Source organism: Pedobacter sp. Hv1 (assembly GCF_001412215.1).
Lineage (GTDB): Bacteria > Bacteroidota > Bacteroidia > Sphingobacteriales > Sphingobacteriaceae > Pedobacter.
The window spans coordinates 104,809-128,654 of record NZ_LLWP01000009.1 but is presented as its reverse complement, the minus strand read 5'-3'; the positions used below and the strand labels follow the sequence as shown (position 1 = coordinate 128,654).

Sequence of the window (23,846 nt, the reverse complement as noted above, 5' to 3'; positions counted from 1 at the left end):
CGGCCTTGGCCTGTTCGGAATGTAGCAGTAAGCCTAACCACTTTCTTTAATAGAACAGGGCGCAGCCGTGGATTTTTATTTGTACGTTCATATAGTTTTAAAGGTACAAATGAGCTTCGCTATCGCTACGGTTTTGCATACTTTTTTCATCTATAGGAAACCTAAGCCTGCGAAAGCATGAAAACCAATGAAAACATACGCTTACTTGAATAAAAGTTTGTCCGCGAAGCGACAGAACCATCAAATAGTAGCAAAAAACAATTGATTTCAAGATAAGCCATTGGTTATCATTCCAAAATGCATTTCCTTAACCCAGAACTTACATTATTTAACCACACCAATACGAACTAAATTCTCATTACAATAAAGGCAATAATTGCTCTAGAGCCATTCCACGGCTTCCTTTTAACAATACCAAATTGTCTTTAATCGGATTTTCTTGTAGGTATGTTGCGGCTTCTACTGGTGTTTCGAAAAATAGGCCAGCATATTGATCTTTAAACGCATAAAAATCTTTGCCAATAAAAATCAATAGACCAATTTCATTTTGTGCCGCTAATTTAGCTACGAGCTCATGTTGCACTGGTGCCTCTATACCTAATTCAAACATATCACCAATAATTGCTGTTTTATGATGAGCACTTAACGATTTTAAATTGTTTAATGCCGCAGTCATACTGCTAGGGTTGGCGTTGTAAAAATCGCAGATCACCATGTTGTGGTCTGTTTTGGTAAGCTGCGAACGGTTATTGCTCGGAAAATAATTTGCCAAGCCATGGTTAATCTGTACCGGTGTCAGTTCAAAAAAGTTGCCAATACAAATGGCAGCTAGGATATTTTCGAAATTATAAGTGCCTGTTAAATTGGCTTTGGCCTCAAAAACATTGTCTTTGGCCACCCATTCAAATTCAATTAAAGGGTCTGTATGTTTCAGTTGACCACTCACCGCATTTTCTCGCTCACTTCCATAATAGATCACCTTATTCAGCCCTGCGGCCTCGCTCATTTCTAGTAAATAAGGATTGTTCCGATAAATAAAAGCGTAGCCATGATGTGCTTTCAAATAAGCATATAATTCGGCCTTGCCTTTTTTAACGCCCTCAAAGCCACCAAATCCATCTAAATGAGCCATCCCAACATTGGTAATCAAGCCGTGGGTGGGTTGGGCAATTTCACACAAAAGTTCAATCTCTTTTTGGTGGTTTGCTCCCATTTCAATTACTGCAATTTCAGTGTCGCTATTTAAAGATAAAATCGACAATGGAACTCCAATATGATTATTTAAGTTTCCTTTGGTTGCAAAAGTATTGAACTGCTCTGCAAGCACTGCCCTGATCAGTTCTTTGGTTGTGGTTTTACCATTACTTCCTGTTAAGCCAATTACAGGAATTGTTAGTTGCTTGCGATGATGTTTGGCCAGTTCTTGTAAAGTGGTTAACACATCTGTCACTAAAATACATTGTTCGCTTACCGCATAATTTTCATTGTCAACAATGGCAAATGCTGCACCTAAAGCCAAGGCTTGTTTGGCAAATGTATTGGCATCAAAATGATCGCCTTTTAGTGCAAAAAATAAACATCCTTGCGTAATTGCCCTCGTATCTGTACAAATAACAGGGTGTTTTAAATAATGTTGATAGAGTTCTTCGGTACTTGCCATTTCGCCTTATGGATAAATATTCATCGTAAAATTACAAATGCAAAGACAAATAAAACATTCTTTTTAGTATTATTGATAAATAAACCATAGATATGAAAAGATCCCTACTCTGTTTTGTACTGTTAAGTGTAAGCTTCAAGCTTTTTGCGCAAACGCCATCTCCCGATGAATTTTTAGGCTATCCGTTGGGAAGTCATTTTACACCACACCAAAAGGTGGTAGATTATTTCAAAAAAGTAGCTGCAACGAACAAGAACATTCAATTGCAAACTTATGGCAAAACTTACGAAGGGCGTGAGCTATTGCTGGCGGTGGTTTCTGATGCGTCGAATATGGCCCAATTGGAACAAATTAGAAAATATAATGTTGGCTTATCAAATGTTGATAAATCGGCCTCTAAAGCAGCTAAACAACCTGCCATTGTATGGTTAAGTTACAATGTACACGGTAATGAGGCCAATTCTACAGAAACAGCTATGCGTGTTTTATATACCCTATCTGAAGCAAAAGACAGCAATACCAGAGAGTGGTTAAAAAACACCATCGTTATTATCGATCCTTGTTTAAATCCAGATGGGAGAGAAAGATATGTAAGTAATTTCAATATGGTAAGTGGCAAGGTTCCTAACCCAGACCCTACTGCCAGAGAACATAGCGAACCATGGCCAGGGGGTAGACCAAATCATTATTATTATGATCTTAACCGCGATTGGGCTTGGCAAACGCAAGTAGAAACACAACAAAGATTGGTAGCCTACCATCAATGGATGCCTCAGGTACATGTCGATTTTCACGAGCAGAGTTACAATGAGCCTTATTATTTTGCACCTGCAGCAGAACCAGTACACCAAGACATTACCCCATGGCAAAGAGAATTTCAGGTTGTGGTGGGCAAAAACAATGCAAAATATTTTGATGAAAACGGATGGCAATATTTTACCAAAGAACGTTTCGATCTTTTATACCCATCGTATGGTGATACCTATCCCTTGTACAATGGGGCGGTGGGCATGACTTACGAGCAAGGTGGAATTAGAGCTGGTTTAGCCGTAGTAACTGCCGATGGAGATACCTTAACCTTAAAAGACAGAATTGACCATCATTTTACAACTTCTATGTCTACTATAGAAACCGTTTCGGCCAATGCTGAGAAGTTGGTAAGCGAGTTTAAAAAGTATTTCGAACAAAGTCTATCCAACCCTCCAGGAATTTATAAAACATACATTGTAAAAGCGCAGAACATTCAGCGCTTGCGCAAAATGGCCGACCTATTAAAAAGAAACCACATTGCTTTTGCCTTTGGAGGTGATAGAACCTTAAATGGTTACAATTACGAAACGCAAAAAGTAGAGAATTTTAAGGTAGAACGAAATGACCTTATCGTAAACTTACAACAGTCTCATTCTGTAATGGCCAATGTATTGTTTGAGCCACAAACTGTTGTTACCGATTCAAATACCTATGATATTACTGCATGGGCACTTCCTTATGCTTATGGCCTGAATGCTTATGCCGTTAAGGAGTTTATAACTGGAAGCAACAACTTTATAGAAGAGAAAAAAGAGAGCATTCCAAATATCAGCAAACCTTATGCTTGGGTAATTCCATGGAATACGATTGACGATGCTCAAACTGTAGTGTCCTTACAAAAGCAGAAAGTTAAAATCCGTATAGCAGACGAAGCATTTACCATTGGTGGTAAAGCTTACAGAGCTGGTTCTTTATTGGTGTACAGAACAGAAAATGAAAAAATAAACAAAGATCTATCAAAGTTATTAACCGATATCGCTAAAGATCACAATGTTGCTTTTTATCCTATTGCAAGTGGTTATGTAGAAAAAGGTAAAGATTTTGGATCGTCTGTTTACCGTCTTTTAAGCGCTCCAAAAATTGCTGTTGTTAGCGGACAAGAAGTTTCATCACAAGGTGTTGGAGAAGTTTGGCATTTTCTTGAACAAGAATTAAATTATCCAATTACCATGATCAGTGTACAAAGTGCTGCTTATTTGGACATCAATAAAATAAACGTTTTGATCTTGCCTGACGGTTCTTATAACGAGAAATTAGGAGAACAATTGAGTGGCTGGATTAGTGCTGGTGGCAAAGTAATTTTGATGGAAGATGCCATTGGTGCAGTGATTGGTAAAAGACCATTCGACATCAAAAAGAAAGAATATCCTAAAAAAGACGAAAAGGAAACCAACGAACGTAGATACTCAGAAAAAGACAAAGACGATTTGCAGAACTCTATTCCTGGTGCTATTTATAAAGTAAGTATCGATCAAAGCCATCCTTTAGCTTTGGGCTTGGGTAAATATTATTATACCCTAAAAACGGATGAGAAAATATACGAACCATTAGAAAATGGTTGGAATGTGGGTGTATTAAAAGCAAACAGCTACATGGCTGGTGTTGCCGGAGATAAGGTGAAAAAGAAACTAGCCGCAGGATTATTATATGGCGTACAGCAATCGGGTAGAGGAACTATTGTTTACCTAGGTACCGATGTACTGTTCCGTTCTTTCTGGGAAAACGGAAAACAATTATTTACCAATGCTTTGTTTTTGGTGAACTAGATTAAAAAACAACCTATAAAAAGCGCAAAAAACAACAATTTTTGCGCTTTTTATATATTAAGGCTATACCATATTTCAAATGGTTACTGCTCAATGGTTATCTGACTACAATTAGTATAAGTCTATAAAAATAATTGCCCGAATGAGATTTATAACTTAACTTTATGTAAACTAACCAAATACAAAATTATCAACCCCTTTTGATCGTAAAAATGAAACCGATTTTAGTATGCATGCTCAGCATACTTGTACTATTTACAAGTGGCTGCAAGAAAAAAGACACGCCGCAAGACCCCGTAGAACAATATGTGACCTTGCTCAAATCAAACACTTATGAAAAATACACGCCTATACCTAAGTTCACAAAAGACCAGATTGGCGCATTGCTTAAACATGCCAATGATACTCAGGTGATCCAGAATTTCCCGATACCTATGGCTTCATCTTTTTCTCCATATCCTGAAAAAAAGGTGGGTATTATTATTTTGTATACCATTGAAGGCATTCGCTTGCAAAGCTTATCTGGCCCCTCTACACGTCTTCATGTGACTGATTCGGCCACACCGCAAAGAACAGTAGATCTGGCTGAGGTATTCTCTTACTACAGCAATTGGTGGGATAAGAACAAAGATAAAAGCGCTGAGGATCTCAAAAAGATATCTCCTTTTGAAGGAACTACCTTATTTTGGTAAGGTTAAAATAAAAAAGGCGACCTGATCGGGTCGCCTTTTTTATGCTTTATCAATTAGAACTAAGGTTCAGTTCTGATCTTCAATTCTTTCAACTGTTTTTCATCTATTGTGCTTGGGCTATCGATCATTACATCTCTACCAGAGTTGTTTTTAGGGAAAGCAATCACATCACGGATGCTATCTAAACCAGCGAAAATAGAACACAACCTATCGAAACCAAATGCAATACCACCGTGTGGAGGTGCACCAAACTCAAAGGCATCCATTAAAAAGCCAAATTGTTTTTGTGCTTCTTCAGTACTAAATCCTAAATGTTTAAACATTAGAGCCTGTAAAGCTCTATCGTGGATACGGATAGAACCCCCGCCAATTTCTGTACCATTAACTACCATATCGTAAGCATTTGCACGCACCTCGCCTGGGTTGGTATCTAACATGCCAATATCTTCTGGTTTTGGAGAAGTAAATGGATGGTGCATGGCATGGTAACGTTCTGTTTCTTCATCCCATTCTAACAACGGGAAATCTAACACCCAAAGTGCTGCAAATACATCTTTGCTACGTAAACCCAAACGTGTACCCATTTCTAAACGAAGCTCACTTAATTGCTTGCGTACTTTATCTGTACCACCTGCCATTACCAACACTAAATCGCCTGGCTCAGTTTTACAAGTTTCAGCCCATTTCTTTAACTCTTCTTCGTTATAGAATTTATCTACAGACGATTTTAAAGAACCATCTTCATTATGACGTAAATAGATCAAGCCAGTAGCGCCAATTTGCGGACGTTTGATAAAGTCTGTTAATTCATCTAATTGTTTACGGGTATAATGTGCGCAACCTTTAGCATTAATGGCAATTACTAATTCTGCATTGTCAAATACAGGAAAGTCTTTCCCTTTAACCACCTCGTTCATTTCAATAAATTTCATATCGAAACGTGTATCTGGCTTATCAGAACCATACCAACGCATGGCATCAGCATATTGCATCCTTGGCACCTCTGGTAAATCGTAATCACGTACCTCTTTAAACAACGTACGGATCAATCCTTCAAAAGTGTTTAAAATATCTTCTTGCTCAATAAACGACATTTCGCAGTCGATCTGCGTAAACTCAGGTTGTCTATCTGCTCTTAAATCTTCATCTCTAAAGCATTTTACAATTTGGAAATAGCGGTCGAAGCCTGAAACCATTAACAATTGTTTAAAAGTTTGTGGCGATTGCGGCAAAGCATAAAACTCGCCTCCATTCATTCTGCTTGGCACCACAAAATCTCTAGCTCCTTCTGGTGTCGATTTAATTAAAACAGGTGTTTCTACTTCAATAAAATCTAAGCCATCTAAATATCTACGAACAGATTGAGCCATCCTGTGACGCAAAATCATGTTATTTCTAATCGGATTGCGACGTAGATCTAAATAACGGTATTTCATGCGCAAATCATCACCACCATCTGTTTTATCCTCAATCAAGAATGGGGGTAATTTTGCAGCATTTAAAACTTCTAATGCCGTAACCTTAATTTCGATTTCGCCTGTTGGAATTTCTTTGTTTTTATTAGAGCGCTCTACAACCACGCCACTAACTTTAATCACAAATTCACGTCCAAGGCTACGTGCCCCTTCGCATAAATCTGCATTGTCATTCATGTTAAAAACCAATTGGGTGATACCGTAACGATCTCGGATATCTATAAAAGTCATTCCGCCTAAATCTCTAGAATTCTGCATCCAACCGCAGAGTGTTACATTTTCGCCTAAATTTTGCAGTGTTAAAGCACCGCAAGTAGTTGTTCTTAACATTTTTAAATTAAATTTTGAGCCGCAAAAATACCGATTTAGTTTTTAATCCTATAGGGTTTTTGAAACCTTGTAACATTGTTTCTCCATTTTATAGCTTACAGCACAAGCATTTGTAAGCGAAATAGATGTGATTTAAAATACTTCAGCAGCCCATTTAAGTATAAAATAGATTTTTTTTCTACCTTGATGCAACGTTTTTAAAAATAGCCTGTCTTTTAACATGAACGCTTTAGAATTTGGAAACTGTATACATAGATAAGCACCTATCGCTGGTAAATGATTGCCGAGCAGGTAATAGAAAGGCACAATTTGAATTGTACAAATTGTATGCTAGTGCCATGTACAATGTGGCGCTGCGCATTGTAAATGATGACGCCGAAGCCGAAGACGTGCTGCAAGAAGCTTTTTTAGATGCCTTTAACCGAATTGGTGACTTTAGGCAAGAAACTACTTTTGGCCTCTGGCTTAAGCAGATTGTAATTAATAGGGCTATTAATTACTTAAGAAAGCGCAAGGCCGAATTTGTAAGCCTTGATGAAGTAGAAATTGCAGATGAGCCTTCGAACGATTACGAAGAAACGCAATTAAAGGTAGAAGCCATTAAAGCAGCAATAGCAGAACTACCAGACGGTTATAGAGTGGTACTAACCCTTTATTTATTTGAAGGATATGACCATGAAGAGATCGCACATATATTGAAAATAACAGAAAATACATCACGTTCGCAATACATGCGGGCAAAAAGAAAGTTGAATAGTTTATTAGAAATGAAAGGAGTAGCAAGATGAGCAATAAATTAGAGGGGTTTGTAAAAGACAACAAAAGAGAGTTTGAGGTAAAGGGACCGTCAGACCAATTGTGGGAGCGAATTTCGGCAGAGCTGGATAAAAAAACGCAACCAAAACGTACCATTAAAATGTATCAATGGATGAGCATTGCCGCCATGTTGGTAATCAGTGTAGGAATCTATTTTACCTATAATTATAAACAAGCAAATAACGGTCAGATCGAAGTAGCCGATATCAGCTCTGAATTTGGAAAAAAAGAAATCCGTTTCGTAAACCAGATTGAAGAAAAGAGAGACAGTTTAGCGGTATATGCTTCGGCAAATCCGGACCTCTATAAAAGGTTTACTGAAGACCTTAAAAATCTGGATGAAGAATACAACAGGTTAAAAAACCAGTTGCCAAATAGCCCAAACCAATTGTGGGTGGTAAAAGCAATGGTTAAAAACCGCGAAATGCAATTGCAAGTTTTAAAACAGCAATTGATGATTATCAACCAAGTCAATCAATATAAAAAGGAGAGTACAATATGAAAAATGTAATGTTGTGTCTATCGGGGATGCTCCTCGCTACACAAATCAATGCACAACAGGTAAGCACTGCTGTTAATGTAAGTACAAACACAAATGTTTCTACCTCATACGCTTATACTGTAAATGGTGTTAAAAACCAGGTAAATGTAAAGTACAGCAGCAATATGCAAGAAGTGCAAGACGACAATCCGGTAAAATCAAAGACGTTTACCAAATCGTTTAATATAGACCGCGGTGATAAAATAAATTTAAGCAACCAGTTTGGTTCATTAACCATTAAAACTTGGGACAAAAACGAGATTAAGGTTGATGCAGACATCAAATCTTATGCAAAAACGGATGAAGAGGCCCAAAAATTATTAGATGACGTTTCAATTAGCGCAACTAAAGACGGAGACTTAGTAAGCTATAAAACCAGCACAGGCGATAGAAGCGGAAACTGGGGAAGCAGTGTTAGAAATGGCAAAGTAATTTGGCGCAGAGAGGTTAAAATACACATGACCGTTTATATGCCAGCTTCAAATGCATTAACTGCCTCGCAAACCTATGGACCACTTAATTTAGAAGACTTTGCAGGTCCTACTTCCTTAAAAGTACAATACGGAAATTTAACTACTGGCAACCTGAGCAACAGCAACAACTACATTTCGGTACAATACGGAAAAGCTGCTTTAAAAGATGTAAATGCTGCCAAAATTAAACAACAATACGGTGATGGGTTAACCATTAACACCATTGGTAACATAGAGTTAGACGCTCAATATAGTTCTGCAAAAATTGGCACCATAAAGGGTTCTGCCAATATCAAACACCAATATGGTGGCGGAACAACCATTGAAACCGCAGGTGCTTTAACTGTAAGTGCACAATACACCAAAATAAAAGTTGGAAATTTAAAAGGAAACTTAAACGGCAAAGTGCAATATGGTAAGATCACGGTTGACGAAGTGGAAACCGGCAATAAAGACATTACCATAAGTGGTGGCTATTCTGACATTGATCTGGGCTTTGGAGCAACTTACAATGGTGATTTTGAGGTATCGACAAATTATGGTGGTTTTAGATATGGTTCTAATATAAGCGCCAAAAAACTAGGCGAAGATAGAGGCTATAACTCTGTTAAAAACTACAGTGGCCAAGTAGGCAAGGGTGGTGCGGCTAAAATAAATATCCGAACAGATTATGGTTCAGTAACATTTAAATAAATAAAAAAGGGTGTGCTTAAAGCATACCCTTTTTCTGTTAACAACAATACCTCCTATGAAAATTACACTAAAATTTCTCCTATTCTTAGCTCCTTTATTTGGTTTTGCTCAATCCAATAAATTAAGCAAGGCAGATAAAATTTATGGCTTGTCTAAATTTTGGCAAGAAGTCAATTACAATTTTGTCTACTTAAATAAGGTAGATCGTCCAAAATGGGACAGCACATATAAAGCTTTAATTACCTCTATTCCCGAAACAAAAAACGATTTCGAATACTACAAAGAATTGCAGCGGTTTTGTGCCCTTTTAAAAGATGGGCATACCAATGTTTTCATGCCTAACAATAAAGACTTCGAATTGATGAATACCATGTTCGGCAATTATAGATTTTTCCTTGAAAATATTGAAGGCAAGGCCATTATTGTAAGGGTAAATCTCAGTAAAAAAGAAGAGATCCCGATAGGCAGTGAAATAGTGGAGGTAAACGGCAAACCAACTGCGCAATACATTGCCGAAAATGTAGCCCCTTATATTTCATCATCAACAGACTATGTATTAAAAGATGGCAGTATCAACAAACTACTGCAAGGTAGAGAAGGAGAGCATTTCGCCATTAAAATAAAAAAACCAAAAGGAGAGTTGGTTACTTTAAACCTAACTCATCAAATGACCACCGAAAAAGAAACCTACCCTGCTTTTGAGACAGAGACAAAACTGTTAGATTTTAAATGGTATCCAAATGATGTGGCTTATTTGGCACTTAATTCTTTTGGCGATTCGAAAATAAATGAACTGTTTTTAGAAAAGTTGCCAGAACTGTACAAAGCAAAATCAGTCATCATAGATCTCAGACAAAATGGTGGTGGTAGTACCTCTATTGGAACCAATATTTTAAAATATTTCACCACAGACGCTTTACTCTATGGTGCTAAAAATGCTACCCGTCAAAACACATCAGCATTTAAGGCTTGGGGTTATTATACCAAGGCTACAGATACCGTTGGCAACGATTGGAACAAAAAAGCCTTATTAACTTATCAAGACAATTACATCTACGAGTTTAACTACAACCCTTTGAGAGTAGATTTGAATGCGAAAAGAATAATGGTGCCTGTAGTCATTTTAATTGGACACAATACCGCTTCTGCCGCTGAAGATTTCTTAATTCATGCCGACAATCAAAAGCACATGAAAAAAATGGGTCAAAATACTTTTGGAAGTACTGGACAGCCTTATTTATTTGAAATGCCGGGTGGCGGAACGGCTAGAGTGTGCACTAAAAAAGATACTTATCCAGATGGAAGGGAGTTTGTAGGCTATGGCATTAAACCAGACATAGAAGTTGTACCCACACTTAACGATTACCTAAAAAATAGAGACGCGGTATTAATTAATGCATTAAGCTATCTGAGTAAAAACAAATAAAAGCCCTTAACCCAATTCATGAAAACTACATTAAAATTTATTTTCATCTCCCTCTTATTCATTTCCACTGCTTATGCTCAAACGCCAAAGCAAACCATTATTACAACAGATATTGATAACTTTTGGACAGCTTTTGATGAGCTAAAAACCACAACAGATAGCTTAAAGCAACTAACTATCCTACAGCAATTATATGTAGACAAAGGAACTCCAGGATTAAAAGCTTTTATGGAAGCTAAAGGTTATACTACAGCCGCATGGCTAAAATGTATCCGCAGCTATCCAAAGTATTGGGCATCCATCAGGCCCAAAACATATCAAGTTAAAACTTTGAGCAAACAGTTTGATCCCTATATCAAAAAATTCAAGCAGCTCTATCCAGAATTAAAACCTGCCAACATGTATTTCTGCATTGGTGCCATGCGCTCTGGCGGCACAACACAAGGCGATAAAGTATTAATTGGTGCCGAATTGGCAACTGGCGATTCAGAAGTAGACCTTTCTGAGCTGCCAACAAACACCAAAACATGGCTAACTACTTATTTTGGCACTAATCCTTTTAAAGAGATTGTGTTGTTAAATATGCACGAGTATGTGCACACCCAAGAGAAACGTTCTGGAAATAACTTATTGGGGCAAAGCATTTTTGAAGGTACGGCCGATTTTGTTGCCGAACTGATTACTGGAAAAGTGCCCGCAATGCCCTACATGAGTTATGGTAAAACACACGAAACAGAACTCAAACAAAAGTTTAAAGCCTTAATGTTCTTACCCGATTATAGCGATTGGCTATACAATGGCACCGCAAATAGTTTTGGTGTAGGCGATTTGGGCTATTATATAGGTTATTCCATCTGTAAAACCTATTACGATCAAGCTAAAGATAAAAAGGCTGCAATTAAAGAACTTATTGAGTTAGATTATGGAGACGATGCTATTGTAGAAAACTTCCTAAAAAAAACCAATTATTTTAAAGAAGGGTTCAATAAAGCAGAAGTCTTAAAAGCTTACGAAAGTAAAAGACCAGTTGTTACCAAACTTGGTCCATTTGCTAATGGCGATACTACTGTAGATCCAGAACTGAAAGAAATTCAACTCCATTTTTCAAAACCAATGAAAAACAGGTACTCTATAAGTTTAGGAATTTGGGGCGAAAAAAGCTATCCATTAGGTAAAATTGTTGGCTTTTCTGAAGATAAAAAAACCTTCACTATCCAAATGGAGCTCAAACCAGGTCAATCTTATAGTTTTTTAATCACAGGTCGAGGCTTCGCTTCTGAAGACGGATACCCACTTATTGAATTACCTGTAACCTTTAAGACCAAATAAACATGTTTTCATAAACCAACCAAATAATACCCTAAGCTCCGATAAAAATTGTCGGGGCTTTTTTTATCTTCGTAGCAGATAAAATGTAACTATGGATTTTTTAGCCACGCCAGAAGCCTGGATCTCTCTTTTAACCTTAACAGTTTTAGAAATTGTTTTAGGGATAGACAATATTGTCTTTATTTCAATTTTATCTGGCAAATTGCCAGAAGCACAACAGAAAAAAGCCAGGCAACTTGGTCTTGCCTTAGCAATGATTACCCGTGTATTGCTCCTCCTATCATTAAGTTGGGTAATGAGCTTAACCACTCCACTATTTAACATGGGTGCATGGGTTGGCGTATCCAGTCAAGAATGGCTCGATAAATTGGCCATTTCTGGAAGAGACCTAATCCTTTTAATCGGAGGTTTGTTCTTGATCTACAAAAGTACCCACGAAATACACAACAAGTTAGAAGGCGAAGAAGACAGCGAGGGAAAAGCCAAAGTACATTCGTTTGCAGGTACAATTGTTCAAATATTGATTCTTGACATTGTATTCTCTCTTGATTCTGTAATTACCGCAGTAGGAATGGCAGACCATATCGAAATTATGATTGCTGCTGTTGTTATTGCTGTAATTGTAATGATGGTTTCGGCTAGTGCCATCAGCAAGTTTGTAAACCAGCACCCAACCGTAAAAATGTTGGCGCTATCGTTCTTATTGTTAATTGGTGTATCATTGCTTGCCGAAGGTTTAGACCAACACATACCAAAGGGTTATGTTTATTTTGCCATGGCCTTCTCTGTTCTGGTAGAAATGTTAAATCTTAAAATGAAAAAGAACAGCAAAAAACCAGTTAAACTCCGCAATGTACCAAAAGAGGAAACTTATAAATAATTAATTATTTATAAGTAAAACAAGGTTAGAAGGGCATCGGTAACGATAGCCCTTCTTTTCGTTTCGCCCATTAAAAATGGGGCTCCACTGCAATAAGGTTTATCGTACAAAGTTTTGAAACTCTGCTGACAAAACAGTTGTTGCAATAATGTTGCGTTTGTTATTTATTGTTTAGTTTTGCTTCAAATCATTCTTTATGCAACTACAACAAAAATTCGACGCCATCATTATCGGTGGTAGTTATGCAGGCTTATCGGCCGCCATGGCTCTAGGCCGCTCATTAAGAAAAGTATTAATTATTGATAGTGGCAAACCATGTAATGAGCAAACACCACATTCGCACAATTTCTTAACCAGAGATGGAGAAACCCCTGCTCATTTAGCCGCCATTGCCAAAGCACAGGTTTTAGTTTATCCAAGCATTACCTATTTAAATGATACCGCTATTAATGCACAGCAAACCAAAACTGGTTTCAAAATCGATACCTTAACCCAAAGCTTCGAAAGTAAAAAATTGATCCTTGCAACCGGTGTTAAAGATATTTTTCCATCCATCAAAGGTTTTGCAGAATGTTGGGGCATTTCTGTACTCCATTGCCCATATTGTCATGGATACGAAGTCCGCAGCCAATCAACTGGTATCATCGCCAATGACGAAATGGGCTATGAGTTTATCAAGTTAATTAGCAATTGGACAGAAGATCTCACTTTATTTACCAATGGCCCTGTAGAGCTTGATGACTTGAGCAAACAAAAACTGGCATTAAAAAATATCGCCATTATCGACAAAGAAATTGAAGAACTGGTACATCACAACGGTTTGGTTAACAGCATCACCTTTAAAGATGGTACGCAACAAAAAATTGAGGCCATTTATGCCCGTTGCGCCATGCAACAAAATACAGCTATTGCTGCAGATCTCAATTGCGACTATACCCCAGAGGGTTATATTACAGTAACCAGCTTTCAACAAACCACCGTGCCTGGCATCTATGCGGTAGGAGATTGTACCACAATGATGCGCTCGGTTGCTAGTGCGGTTGCCACAGGAGCAATTGCTGGCGCTACCTTAAATAGAGAATTAGTTAACGAAGAGTTTGAATGTCTGTAAAATTGTTGATTAATCGCTGAGCTATAATTTCACCAAGCCAAAGCTAAAAACTACTTTTGCTGGCCAAACATTAAGCTTAAGTTTATGATTACTTTTTTCGAAGCAACCTTAGCAGAATTATCCATCCATAGAATTGGAAATAAACTGCAAGACGAATTTTATGTTCTTTCAGAAAATTCGATGCACATTCAGGATGAAATGCTGAACCAATTGTTATTACAGTATTTTCTTTCTCCTTACGAAAAAGTAAATGAGATTTACCGTTTCATGCACCCTAATAACGACCTTAACTTAAACGAGGTTTATCATTTTGCGGCAGAGATCTTTGACAACGGCACTGTTTTTCACGACAACAGTAAAAAGCTGGCTACTTATTTATATGAAATTTCCAATCATCCAAAAATAAAATCTGGTGAGCTTTATATTGCCTATTTTGAGAACGTACAGATTGAAGGCGATCTACACGATGCCATTGGCATTTTCAAATCGGAAACCAAAGAAAGCTATTTAAAAGTTTATCCAGAGCAGAATGGCTTTGGCTTAAGCTATGAACAAGAGGCTATCAATATCAGCAAGCTAGACAAGGGTTGTTTAATTTTCAATACCGATAAAGAAGAAGGCTTTAAAGTTGCAGTAATTGACCAGACCAATCGCAGTGCTGAGGCTGTTTACTGGAAGGATGAGTTTTTAAAATTGAAGATCAGAAATGACAACTATAACCAGACCCAAAATGTATTGGGCGTTTACAAAAGTTTTGTAACCGAAAAATTGGATGATGATTTTGAAATCTCCAAAACTGATAAAATAGACCTGCTCAACCGCTCTATGAAGTATTTCAAAGAAAAAGAAAGCTTTGACATTGATGAGTTTGCCAACGAGGTAATTGCCAACAAAGAAGGGATAGAATCATTTAAAAGTTATAAAAAAAGCTACGAAGAAGAGTTTGACACCCCAATTGCCGATACTTTCGACATCTCTAACGCAGCAGTAAAGAAACAAGCCAAAGCCTTCAAGAGTATTCTCAAATTAGATAAGAACTTCCACATCTATATCCATGGCAATAAAGACTTAATTGAGAAGGGTTTTGATGATGATAAGGTAATGAACTACTATAAAGTTTTCTTTAAAGAAGAAGAATAAAAGATCGAGAAGGATTTAAGTTAAAAAATCTATAAATTGGTAAGTACAAAATTCATTTGTTAAACTAAAGCAAAGGTTATGGCACTTTCCATCAAAATCCTGAATTCAGTTCTTATTCTTTTTGCCTTATACATGGGCATCAAACAAGGCATTGCCATGATTAGCGGTAAAGCAGAGCTCTTACAGCTATTCAACAAGTTTGATGTTGGAAAAAATGGGGTATTCATTTTGGGTGTATTTACCATCATTGGCGCCGTATTGGTACTCATCCCTAAAACTTTTGTTTATGGTAATTTCATTACTGCAGCTGGCATTTTATTCATTATCGCTTTAGAGTTAAACCATAAAGATTTAAAAGGAGCAGCCATTGAATTGCCTTTTTTAGCGTTGTCGTTGGTTATCCTGTACCTGCAACACCCATTGGCCAAATCTTAATCACAGCTTTCAGTATCAAATTTGCAATTTTTACATTTTTTTAATGTAATTATTTCAATTCTTACATTTTATTTCATCTCTAACATTAACGTTACCAGCTTTTTATTGATGTTGTTGTAATTTAATTTTTAAACCATTAGTTTTAGTAATTATGAGTTTAGAAACCAAGCAAAACAGCATTTTTAAAGTAATCGGGGCCTCCTCCTTAGGCACCTTAATTGAATGGTATGATTTCTATATTTTTGGAAGTTTAGCCACCATTATTGGCGCTCAACTTTTTCCTGCAGATGCAGGCGCTTCGGCCCTGATCAATACCTTAGCCATTTTTGCTGCTGGTTTTATTGTTCGTCCCTTTGGGGCATTGGTTTTTGGCAGGCTGGGCGATCTGATTGGCAGAAAATATACCTTTCTGTTAACCCTTGTTTTAATGGGTGGCTCTACCTTTCTAATTGGGCTCATCCCTTCTTATGCCAGTATTGGATACGCAGCTCCAATTTTAGTGCTCATTTTACGTTTGGTACAAGGCTTGGCTCTGGGAGGCGAATATGGTGGTGCTGCCACTTATGTAGCCGAACATGCTCCCCCAGGCAAAAGAGGTTTTTTCACCAGTTGGATCCAAACCACAGCAACACTGGGCTTATTTCTTTCATTAGGCATTATTGTGCTTGCTAAAAACATTATTGGTGCCGAAGCTTTTGCAGATTGGGGTTGGAGAATTCCCTTCCTATTATCTATTTTATTGGTTGGTGTGTCTATCTATATCCGTTTAAAGATGCACGAATCGCCCATGTTTACCAAGCTTAAAACCGAGGGCAAGGTTTCTAAAAATCCGTTAAAAGAAAGTTTCAATAAAAAAGCAAACTTTAAAATGGTTTTGCTGGCTTTGTTTGGTGCCACTATGGGGCAAGGCGTAATTTGGTACACAGGCCAGTTTTATGCCCAATCTTTTATCGAAAACACCTGTAAAATAGATTTCAACGACTCGAGGTACATCCTCCTTTGGGGTATTGCTTTCGCCACGCCATTTTTTGTTGTATTTGGTGCTTGGAGCGATAAAGTAGGTCGAAAGTGGATCATGCTAACAGGAATGTTATTGGGCATTATTTTCTATAGACCTATTTATCAATTATTTTTAGACAAAAGCGATATTGCTACACTCAATACTTCAAAAACGGTAAAAGTCGCTGAGCCGATCATTACGCACCATCCATTACATGCAAATGGCGATAGCCTGATTAATATTAGTACGGCCTATACCCTTGCTGATGGAACCTCTTTCAACAAAGTGTTGGTTGATACCGTTTATGCAGACCCCAATAAAGCGGTTGGTCATGCAAAAGAAGTATATAAAGACAAAAAATTAAATACCAGTACCTTTTGGATTTTTGTGGGGCTGGTGTTTTTCCAAATTCTATTGGTTACCATGGTATATGGCCCAATTGCAGCCTTTTTGGTAGAATTATTTCCAACCAAAATCCGCTATACCTCTATGTCTTTGCCTTATCATGTAGGCAATGGTGTTTTTGGAGGTCTAGTACCTTTTATTGCTACGCTTATTGCCAGTTTTGCGGGCTCAACTCCACTTTCGGGTTTATGGTATCCTATCGGGATTGCCGCCTTAAGCTTTATCATTGGCGCCGTCTATCTTTCTAATAAACCAGATCAAAACGTTAACGACTAAAAGAGATATGAAATCACTAAAAAAAATATTAGGCTTAGTATGGATGATCCTTGGTCCAACGGCAATGGTTTTTATGGCTTGGCAAGCTTGGGACAAAGTAAGCAAGGCTGAAGCTGGTGTGGCCCAAACCAATACCGCCTTACAATGGGGAATTATTTTGCTGATTTTTATCCCCATAGCCATTGGCCTTGTTATTTTTGGAAAATATGCGTTAGCTGGCGAATATGATCATCTTCCAGAAAACTCAGAAGAATTGTAATAAAAATTAACAAGACATGAAAGGGACTAAAATTTTATTCCATATCAGTTGGCTAACCTCCTTGTATTTTCTATTTGTGGCTTTAGACACCTATTATTTTAAATTTGATATCGTAATAATTGGTATTATTAGAGAGCTGATTACGCTTCCATTAATGGGTGTTCAACTAATTATCGCTGTATGGTCTATTCATTCTGGGATAAAAGATCCTTCAAAAATAAAAGGATATGCATTATGGACATTGATCATTTCAATTTGTAATAGTGCACTGGTTTTTTGGTCTTTCATAAGCTAAGTGAATTTGGATAAGTCTAAATTTATACCTTCTTCAACAAACAGTTACAAGCTTGGCTTTTCTCGAAAAGAAAAACAATCCTTCAATAATTAAGAAAATTACCTTTTAGTTTCATTTTAAAAAACTATTTGACAATTCCATTTTGCTTTGCATACATTTAAGTATATGCTAGTAAAAACCTATGGAAGTGCTGTTTACGGTGTTGACGCCCTCACCATTACTATTGAAGTAAGTGTGGGTGGCGGCGCCAGGTATTATGTGGTCGGACTACCAGACAATGCCGTAAAAGAAAGCATGTTTCGGGTAGAGAGCGCCCTTCGGGTTTCGGGTTACCGCATGCCTCGTCAAAAAATTGTAGTTAACCTAGCTCCTGCCGATATTAGAAAAGAAGGTTCTGCTTACGATCTGCCCATTGCAATTGGCATATTAGCCGCCTCCGGACAAATTGTAGTTAACGACTTAGAGAAATACTTCCTAATGGGAGAGCTCTCTTTAGATGGAGGCTTACAAAGCATTAAAGGAGCTTTACCCATTGCCATCCAAGCCCGTAAAGAAAATTTTAAAGGATTTGTGCTACCCCATGTCAATGCTAGAGAAGCGGCCATTGTAAATGATCTTTCGGTTTATGGAATGGAAACCTTAACACACGTAATCGACTTCCTTAATGGCAAAGAAATTCCCACACCTGTAGTTGTAGATACAAGAGAAGAGTTTTTCAGACAAGTTAACAGCTACGAACAAGATTTTGCTGATGTAAAAGGTCAAGAAAACATCAAACGTGCCCTAGAAATTGCCGCAGCTGGAGGGCATAATGTAATTTTGATTGGCCCACCCGGTGCTGGAAAAACAATGTTAGCCAAGCGTTTACCCACTATTTTACCCCCACTTAATTTACAAGAAGCCTTAGAAAGCACTAAAATATATTCAGTTGCAGGAAAACTTCCAGTAGCCAATGCTTTAATGACAGAAAGGCCCTATCGATCTCCTCATCATACCATTTCTGATGTGGCTTTGGTTGGTGGCGGTATCTGTGAAATATAAAAGATAATGCAAAACAACAAAAGGTAATGCAAAATTCTTAAATTTCCTATATGGAAAGAGAGCCTAAGAAAGTAATATTTAATAAATCCCATCAAGATCGAATTATTCTATATGTTGGCAGAATAACAAAAAAAACCTGGGATGACCATCCTAATTATGCATGTATTTTTCATCACTATCCTGTTGGCGTACCTTTCGATTCAAAGAAAAGAATACCAACGGATAAACTAGAAATAAATTTTCTCCCTTTCCTCCATCCCGGAATTATTTTTGCACCAAATCAAAAAAATGGATCCTTGTTCACCCATGATGGACTTGCATTTTCTGGATCAATCCACGTTAGCAATCCCAGTCAATATCCACATCAATCTATAGAGAATATAATAACTAAAAATGACATTAGGTGTACATTGCCCAATCTTGATATTTTTAAAAATATACCCTGTGTTTTCATCCCCCATAAGGATTATTCTCTGATTTTTCCCTGTAGTGAGATTGCACGGTACAATTTTTTCTTTGATGGGAAAATTACCCATTCTGTCCTATCGGGAGAAATCTTCAACCCAGAAAGCTATATTATTATTGACAGTAACCCAATAATCCCCAAGTTAATAATCCATTCCAGGTATTGCAATAGAGGCAGAAATCTCATAGCCCGACTCGCATTTGATCCAGAATTCAAAAGGGCGATAGCCACTATCTCTTCAACTCTAAGGAAAGCATTTATCGAAATAAATGCTGATAAAGAGAAACAGCAATCTGCTTGGATAACAACCTACTTTCCTCACAAAGAACATATAAATATAAGTTTCCGTGCTATCCAATGTGGTTTCACAGCAGAAAAAAAGCCTCTTTATTATGTTACAAAAATCCAAAATATTACAGGAGAAAAACCAAGTTGGACCAATTATGAGTATAAACCCTATCCAGACACAAGAACTTCTCCTGAAAGAAAAAATAAAAAAAAGATACCTGTAAAAAGAATTAAGCCCGTTTATAAACCTTCAGGAAATCAGGACCTCGAGATTTCACATAACTATCCTCCAAACACTAATCAGGTTGAGTTTTCTTTTTACGAAGGGAATAATGAAATTATACCAGAAGTCCCAGATTATGGGATTATCCTACCAAAGAAGGATCAACTAAAAGCATATAAAATTATCACTATCATAAAATATTTTAAAACAAAAGGTTATTCATTTGGATACGGCTCCTCATTATCCTCTGAATATGATACTGCCCTGGCCCTATTCGAAATCATGTCAAAAAGAGAGAATGGTAAAATGAATTCCATGATTAACTACTTACGAAATCAGGGTTGTATTGCACTATTCTTATCAAAAGTGGGCCAACCCCTGGATGACACGAATATTCTTAAGCTCATTCTGGCTAGGGACAACTATTTTTTTGCTATCTGTTGTAATATTTTAAACAAATACTTCTATGTCATAGAGGCCTCAAATCTAAACAACCAAGAACACTATACATTAATCTTACACCATAAGGCCCCTCAAAATAAGATTGATGAGAACAAGTTTAAAAGAGTAATTGAAATATTGGAAGAATACAGCTTTAACTGGAACAGAAGGCATAAGGACATACTATCAAAGACAAATCTTATTGACTGTTACCTAACAGCTAAAAGCCATCAAAAGTCCTATAAAGAAAACGGATCTACAATTACTGAGGAAGTTAAAGTTCAGCAACACAACTACCGTAAAATTGTAGACTATATGATTAAGACAAATTAAAATAGCTATTGGTAATTGAAACAACTTAATTCCAAAAAGCGTTAAAAGGTTTAAATATGAAGTGATATCCAAAAGACAAAGAAGCAATAACATTATCACCAATAATTATACCTGTGTTCAAAAACACCTCAGAATGAACTCTCGGATATCTATTTTAGCTTGGTTTTTCTCCTTTCACAACAATACTTGATCAAGTTACTAACATAGAACATCTTGCTATTTTATAGAACATTTCAGGTGGCTCGATCGGTTTATTAATTTAATCAAGTTCCAAAAAAACTTTTCTTACTCTAGCATGTTAATAAATTTTGTATTATTAACATGGAAAAGTCTTAATTTTAATCTTTATAAAATATCTTGATTTATACATTATCATTAAATGTTCATTTAGTAAAGTGATATTTATTATTATAAACGATATTAAGTATACAGAATGGCAGGCTTAAAGAAAAATACAGGTCATTTAGGCCGAATCAAAGGTAGTGGTAAAGCCATGTTGGCAAATATGGCAAAAGCACTTATCGTCAATAAGCGTCTAACTACAACATTGGTAAAGGCAAAAGCACTTCGTGTTTATGTAGAGCCGATAATAACAAAGTCAAAAAATGACACTGTCCATTCTCGACGTGCAGTATTCTCTTATCTACAGGATAAAGAAGTTGTATCTATTTTGTTTCGAGATATAGCTGAGAAAGTGGCAAATCGACCCAGTGGTTATACTAGAATCATCAAAGTGAAGGAACGTCCAGTAGATGGCACTGAAATGGCACTGATCGAGCTAGTAGATTACAATTCTGTTTATTCCGAAGATACCAAGCCGAAAAAAAAACCTGCTCATGTTGAGAGTACTCAAAAAATCAGCAAAGCAAATTCAAGCTATAAAGTAGTGGGAGATATTGAGAGTTCCACTGGGATGAAAAAAGAACCTTTACAAGAAGGTGTCCAGGATATGAGCTTAATTAAAGATGCTCCACATTTCGTTGAAGGTTCAAATGCTAAAATCGATGCTTTTAGAAATTATAAACTATTGTTCAAGTATCAACAGACTGGTATTATCAAAAGAACCTTGAATGAGCATGAAAGGCAGATCATTGAAGAATTTGATTCATTGAACGATAAGGAAAAAGAAGAGAAAATGGTTGAACTCAAGAATATCTATTCTATTATTTCTTAGAGTATTTCCCATTTAGACCATCTAATATTTGATGAGATAATGAGCTTTCCGTCAGATCAAATAAACCTTCCCACGGCAAGCATAGATTACTCCATGTTTTCTTCCCCATATTAGATTGCTCTGTCTCCATATATATTTCATGGATATAATCTTCACCGTGTCCCTGCTCCTTCATTGCTTTAACAAACAAATTTATCCTCTCGTCTTCATCCATAATAAACCCATACTTACCCCAAACCTTATAGCCTGTCCATGGAATTTCCTCTATATTCTTCCCGGCCACTTCGTATAGATATGGTTCTTTTTGGAACCACGCATCAAGCCATACCAAGTTATAACCTCTTTCTTTCGCATATCCTACCTGGGAAGTTAGACAATCTAAACACGCACCCTTATAATAGTCATGTCCTATAACCAGTTCATTCTTTATGGTCTTTGAATTGGTGTCTATTACTACGACATATTCTCTCAGCTCTTTACATCTTATTTCAAATTGAACTATGGTTTCGTCTTTTGGATAGGGAAATCTTAGTTCAAGTTTAGTTATGTCAGTTCCTATCTGCGGATTTTCATATAATCCTAATATTCCAGTTAATGGTAATAAACTCGCTTCAAGCTTCTTCGCTAGTTCTTTTCTGTCACTTTTAGTCATGGATTAATATTGGTTCAACCTGCAATATACAGGAATTTATTTTCAGATTAATTTTTTACCAAATCTTTCAAATATTATCTAAAGGACAACCATTGCGTAATTGCCAAGGGTAGTTGATACGCTTAAGTTTGCAAAAACCGCATAAATAGATCCTCAATAGAAAAAACCTTTTCAATACTAATCGATGTCGTTTTTGAGGAGGATTAGCTTTGAAAAGGATCTTTAGAATTATTTCCTAGGAATATTCTCAAGTGTAGCAAGGTAACGGCGGCAGTTTCTTTTTGAGGTTGAGTTTTTCCATGTCTTACTTATTGAAAACCCTTGCTTGATCACAATTCCAACAGTGGTTGTCGCCAATTTTATCACTTCAGCCATTCCTGGCGCAATTGCATCCAAAAGCAACCACGTCCCAATGCCAACACCAATAGAATCAGTTCCGATAGACATTATTTGTTCTGTAAAGTTTCCAGTCGTTTCCGAATATTTTTTAATAAAATCCTTTGAATGATCGCCTGCTTCTAGATTTGTTAGAAAATTAGATAATTCTTCATGGAATGCTTCTTGATTCTTTTTGAATCCTTTAGAGTTCCTTAGCTTAATAATATCTTCTATTTTGAGTTGGTTTATATTGGCAGGAAGTTTAAGCGAGATGACACCCTTGGCATTAACTGTTTGATTTGTACTTACAGGGGCTGTTTTTTTTAAGAAAAAAGAAAGTTTATCTAATTTTTCATAATCTGTTATTGGAGAAATCTCTTTATCATCTGCTATCCTATTCGCTAAGACCGTCATATACAATACAGCTAAGCTTTCAGTTAATCTTATACCATTGTCATCGTAAGATGCGAAACCATTTGTTACACAATATTGTGCCCATTCGTTACTGAACTTTTCATGATATAAAAAGTAATCGTGGCTACTTTTGTCCTTCCAGTTTTTTACCACATTTAGGTTGTTAAAAAACATATCAAATCTTTGTGGCGTAGCACAAATCCGATCTACAATGTCTATTGCATCTAAGGCTGATTTGTATCCTTCATGAAAACCAGGCCGGTGATTCAAAAGAAGGTCTGTTTCATTGGTTAGTTTTTTGTAAAGTTCAGAACTTTTTTCGTCAGCCCTTGTTGGCAATATTGGACTTAGTTTACCGATATAAAGTAATGCAAATTTTAACCAATTCTCATTTGTAGATTCAAACCCTGGATAATAAATCAGTCTTTTCATTTTCTTCTTTTAGTTATGGTAAGATAGGTCAATATTTTTTCGATGCTTTATTTGACGATTGATACTTATAAATTCCCATCACAAAAAACGATCAGGTTAGGCTATACAAAATAGTGCCTTGAATTATAGCAATTTCAAAGCATTCCCGATTCAGTTTTCCTTCATTAAATTTCAGGGATCAGGTCTCTATTA

Annotated in this window: 19 protein-coding genes and 1 pseudogene; 16 read left to right on the top strand and 4 right to left on the bottom strand. The window is 36.8% G+C overall.

Annotation, left to right across the window (positions count from 1 at the left end; translation table 11 throughout):
* Positions 1-358: 358 nt before the first annotated feature.
* A complete protein-coding gene (murF, locus tag AQF98_RS16730) occupies positions 359-1,660 on the bottom strand; it encodes a UDP-N-acetylmuramoyl-tripeptide--D-alanyl-D-alanine ligase (RefSeq protein WP_055133114.1) in 1,302 nt (433 codons plus the stop codon).
* A gap of 92 nt (positions 1,661-1,752) precedes the next feature.
* Between murF and AQF98_RS16725 the strand changes: the two genes are divergently transcribed.
* Together AQF98_RS16725 and AQF98_RS16720 are read left to right on the top strand one after the other, a co-directional pair.
* Positions 1,753-4,236: a M14 metallopeptidase family protein gene (locus AQF98_RS16725; RefSeq protein ID WP_055133113.1), complete on the top strand. Its 2,484-nt coding sequence runs from the start codon at positions 1,753-1,755 to the stop codon at positions 4,234-4,236.
* Positions 4,237-4,448: 212 nt separating this feature from the next.
* Positions 4,449-4,928: a DUF4943 family protein gene (locus AQF98_RS16720; RefSeq protein WP_152969747.1), complete on the top strand. Its 480-nt coding sequence runs from the start codon at positions 4,449-4,451 to the stop codon at positions 4,926-4,928.
* A 59-nt stretch (positions 4,929-4,987) separates the two neighbouring features.
* Here AQF98_RS16720 and aspS read toward each other — a convergent pair whose 3' ends face one another.
* A complete protein-coding gene (aspS, locus tag AQF98_RS16715) occupies positions 4,988-6,733 on the bottom strand; it encodes an aspartate--tRNA ligase (RefSeq protein ID WP_055133111.1) in 1,746 nt (581 codons plus the stop codon).
* A 236-nt stretch (positions 6,734-6,969) separates the two neighbouring features.
* Here aspS and AQF98_RS16710 point away from each other — a divergent pair, with 236 nt between their 5' ends.
* From AQF98_RS16710 to rplQ, 14 genes and pseudogenes are all read left to right on the top strand, one after another.
* Positions 6,970-7,521 (top strand): RNA polymerase sigma factor, encoded by a 552-nt coding sequence (locus AQF98_RS16710; protein WP_055133110.1) that lies wholly within the window; start codon positions 6,970-6,972, stop codon positions 7,519-7,521.
* Positions 7,518-8,051, top strand: coding sequence for a hypothetical protein (locus AQF98_RS16705; protein WP_055133109.1), 534 nt, complete (start codon positions 7,518-7,520; stop codon positions 8,049-8,051). The genes AQF98_RS16710 and AQF98_RS16705 overlap by 4 nt, the downstream gene beginning before the upstream one ends.
* Entirely contained in the window at positions 8,048-9,256 is a 1,209-nt protein-coding gene (locus AQF98_RS16700; RefSeq protein ID WP_152969746.1) for a hypothetical protein, read from the top strand. The genes AQF98_RS16705 and AQF98_RS16700 overlap by 4 nt, the downstream gene beginning before the upstream one ends.
* A gap of 55 nt (positions 9,257-9,311) precedes the next feature.
* Positions 9,312-10,682, top strand: a complete 1,371-nt coding sequence (locus AQF98_RS16695) for a S41 family peptidase (RefSeq protein ID WP_055133107.1) — start codon at positions 9,312-9,314, stop codon at positions 10,680-10,682.
* Positions 10,683-10,700: 18 nt separating this feature from the next.
* Positions 10,701-12,011, top strand: a complete 1,311-nt coding sequence (locus AQF98_RS16690) for a hypothetical protein (protein WP_055133106.1) — start codon at positions 10,701-10,703, stop codon at positions 12,009-12,011.
* 91 nt (positions 12,012-12,102) lie between these two features.
* Positions 12,103-12,891 (top strand): TerC family protein, encoded by a 789-nt coding sequence (locus tag AQF98_RS16685; RefSeq protein WP_055133105.1) that lies wholly within the window; start codon positions 12,103-12,105, stop codon positions 12,889-12,891.
* 196 nt (positions 12,892-13,087) lie between these two features.
* Positions 13,088-14,002, top strand: a complete 915-nt coding sequence (locus tag AQF98_RS16680; RefSeq protein WP_055133104.1) for an NAD(P)/FAD-dependent oxidoreductase — start codon at positions 13,088-13,090, stop codon at positions 14,000-14,002.
* Positions 14,003-14,086: 84 nt separating this feature from the next.
* The gene (locus AQF98_RS16675) at positions 14,087-15,142 is read left to right on the top strand and encodes a nucleoid-associated protein (protein WP_055133103.1); all 1,056 of its coding nucleotides are present in this window, start codon (positions 14,087-14,089) and stop codon (positions 15,140-15,142) included.
* 78 nt (positions 15,143-15,220) lie between these two features.
* Positions 15,221-15,577, top strand: coding sequence for a hypothetical protein (locus AQF98_RS16670; protein WP_055133102.1), 357 nt, complete (start codon positions 15,221-15,223; stop codon positions 15,575-15,577).
* 151 nt (positions 15,578-15,728) lie between these two features.
* Positions 15,729-17,258, top strand: coding sequence for an MFS transporter (locus AQF98_RS16665; protein ID WP_152969745.1), 1,530 nt, complete (start codon positions 15,729-15,731; stop codon positions 17,256-17,258).
* Between the two features lie 7 nt (positions 17,259-17,265).
* Positions 17,266-17,517, top strand: coding sequence for a DUF6814 family protein (locus AQF98_RS16660; protein ID WP_055133100.1), 252 nt, complete (start codon positions 17,266-17,268; stop codon positions 17,515-17,517).
* A 460-nt stretch (positions 17,518-17,977) separates the two neighbouring features.
* Positions 17,978-18,838, top strand: a pseudogene (locus tag AQF98_RS16655) (YifB family Mg chelatase-like AAA ATPase); the annotation flags it as partial.
* Positions 18,839-18,903: 65 nt separating this feature from the next.
* Complete coding sequence (locus AQF98_RS16650; protein WP_055133099.1) at positions 18,904-20,604, top strand: hypothetical protein; 1,701 nt, start codon at positions 18,904-18,906, stop codon at positions 20,602-20,604.
* 433 nt (positions 20,605-21,037) lie between these two features.
* Positions 21,038-21,778: a 50S ribosomal protein L17 gene (gene rplQ / locus AQF98_RS22465; protein WP_082435132.1), complete on the top strand. Its 741-nt coding sequence runs from the start codon at positions 21,038-21,040 to the stop codon at positions 21,776-21,778.
* Here rplQ and AQF98_RS16640 read toward each other — a convergent pair.
* Together AQF98_RS16640 and AQF98_RS16635 are read right to left on the bottom strand one after the other, a co-directional pair.
* Positions 21,768-22,430, bottom strand: coding sequence for a hypothetical protein (locus AQF98_RS16640; protein ID WP_055133098.1), 663 nt, complete (start codon positions 22,428-22,430; stop codon positions 21,768-21,770). The two genes, rplQ and AQF98_RS16640, sit on opposite strands and share 11 nt — an antisense overlap.
* Before the next feature lie 228 nt (positions 22,431-22,658).
* On the bottom strand, positions 22,659-23,654 hold the full coding sequence (locus AQF98_RS16635; protein ID WP_055133097.1) for a hypothetical protein: 996 nt from the start codon (positions 23,652-23,654) through the stop codon (positions 22,659-22,661).
* Positions 23,655-23,846: the final 192 nt, after the last annotated feature.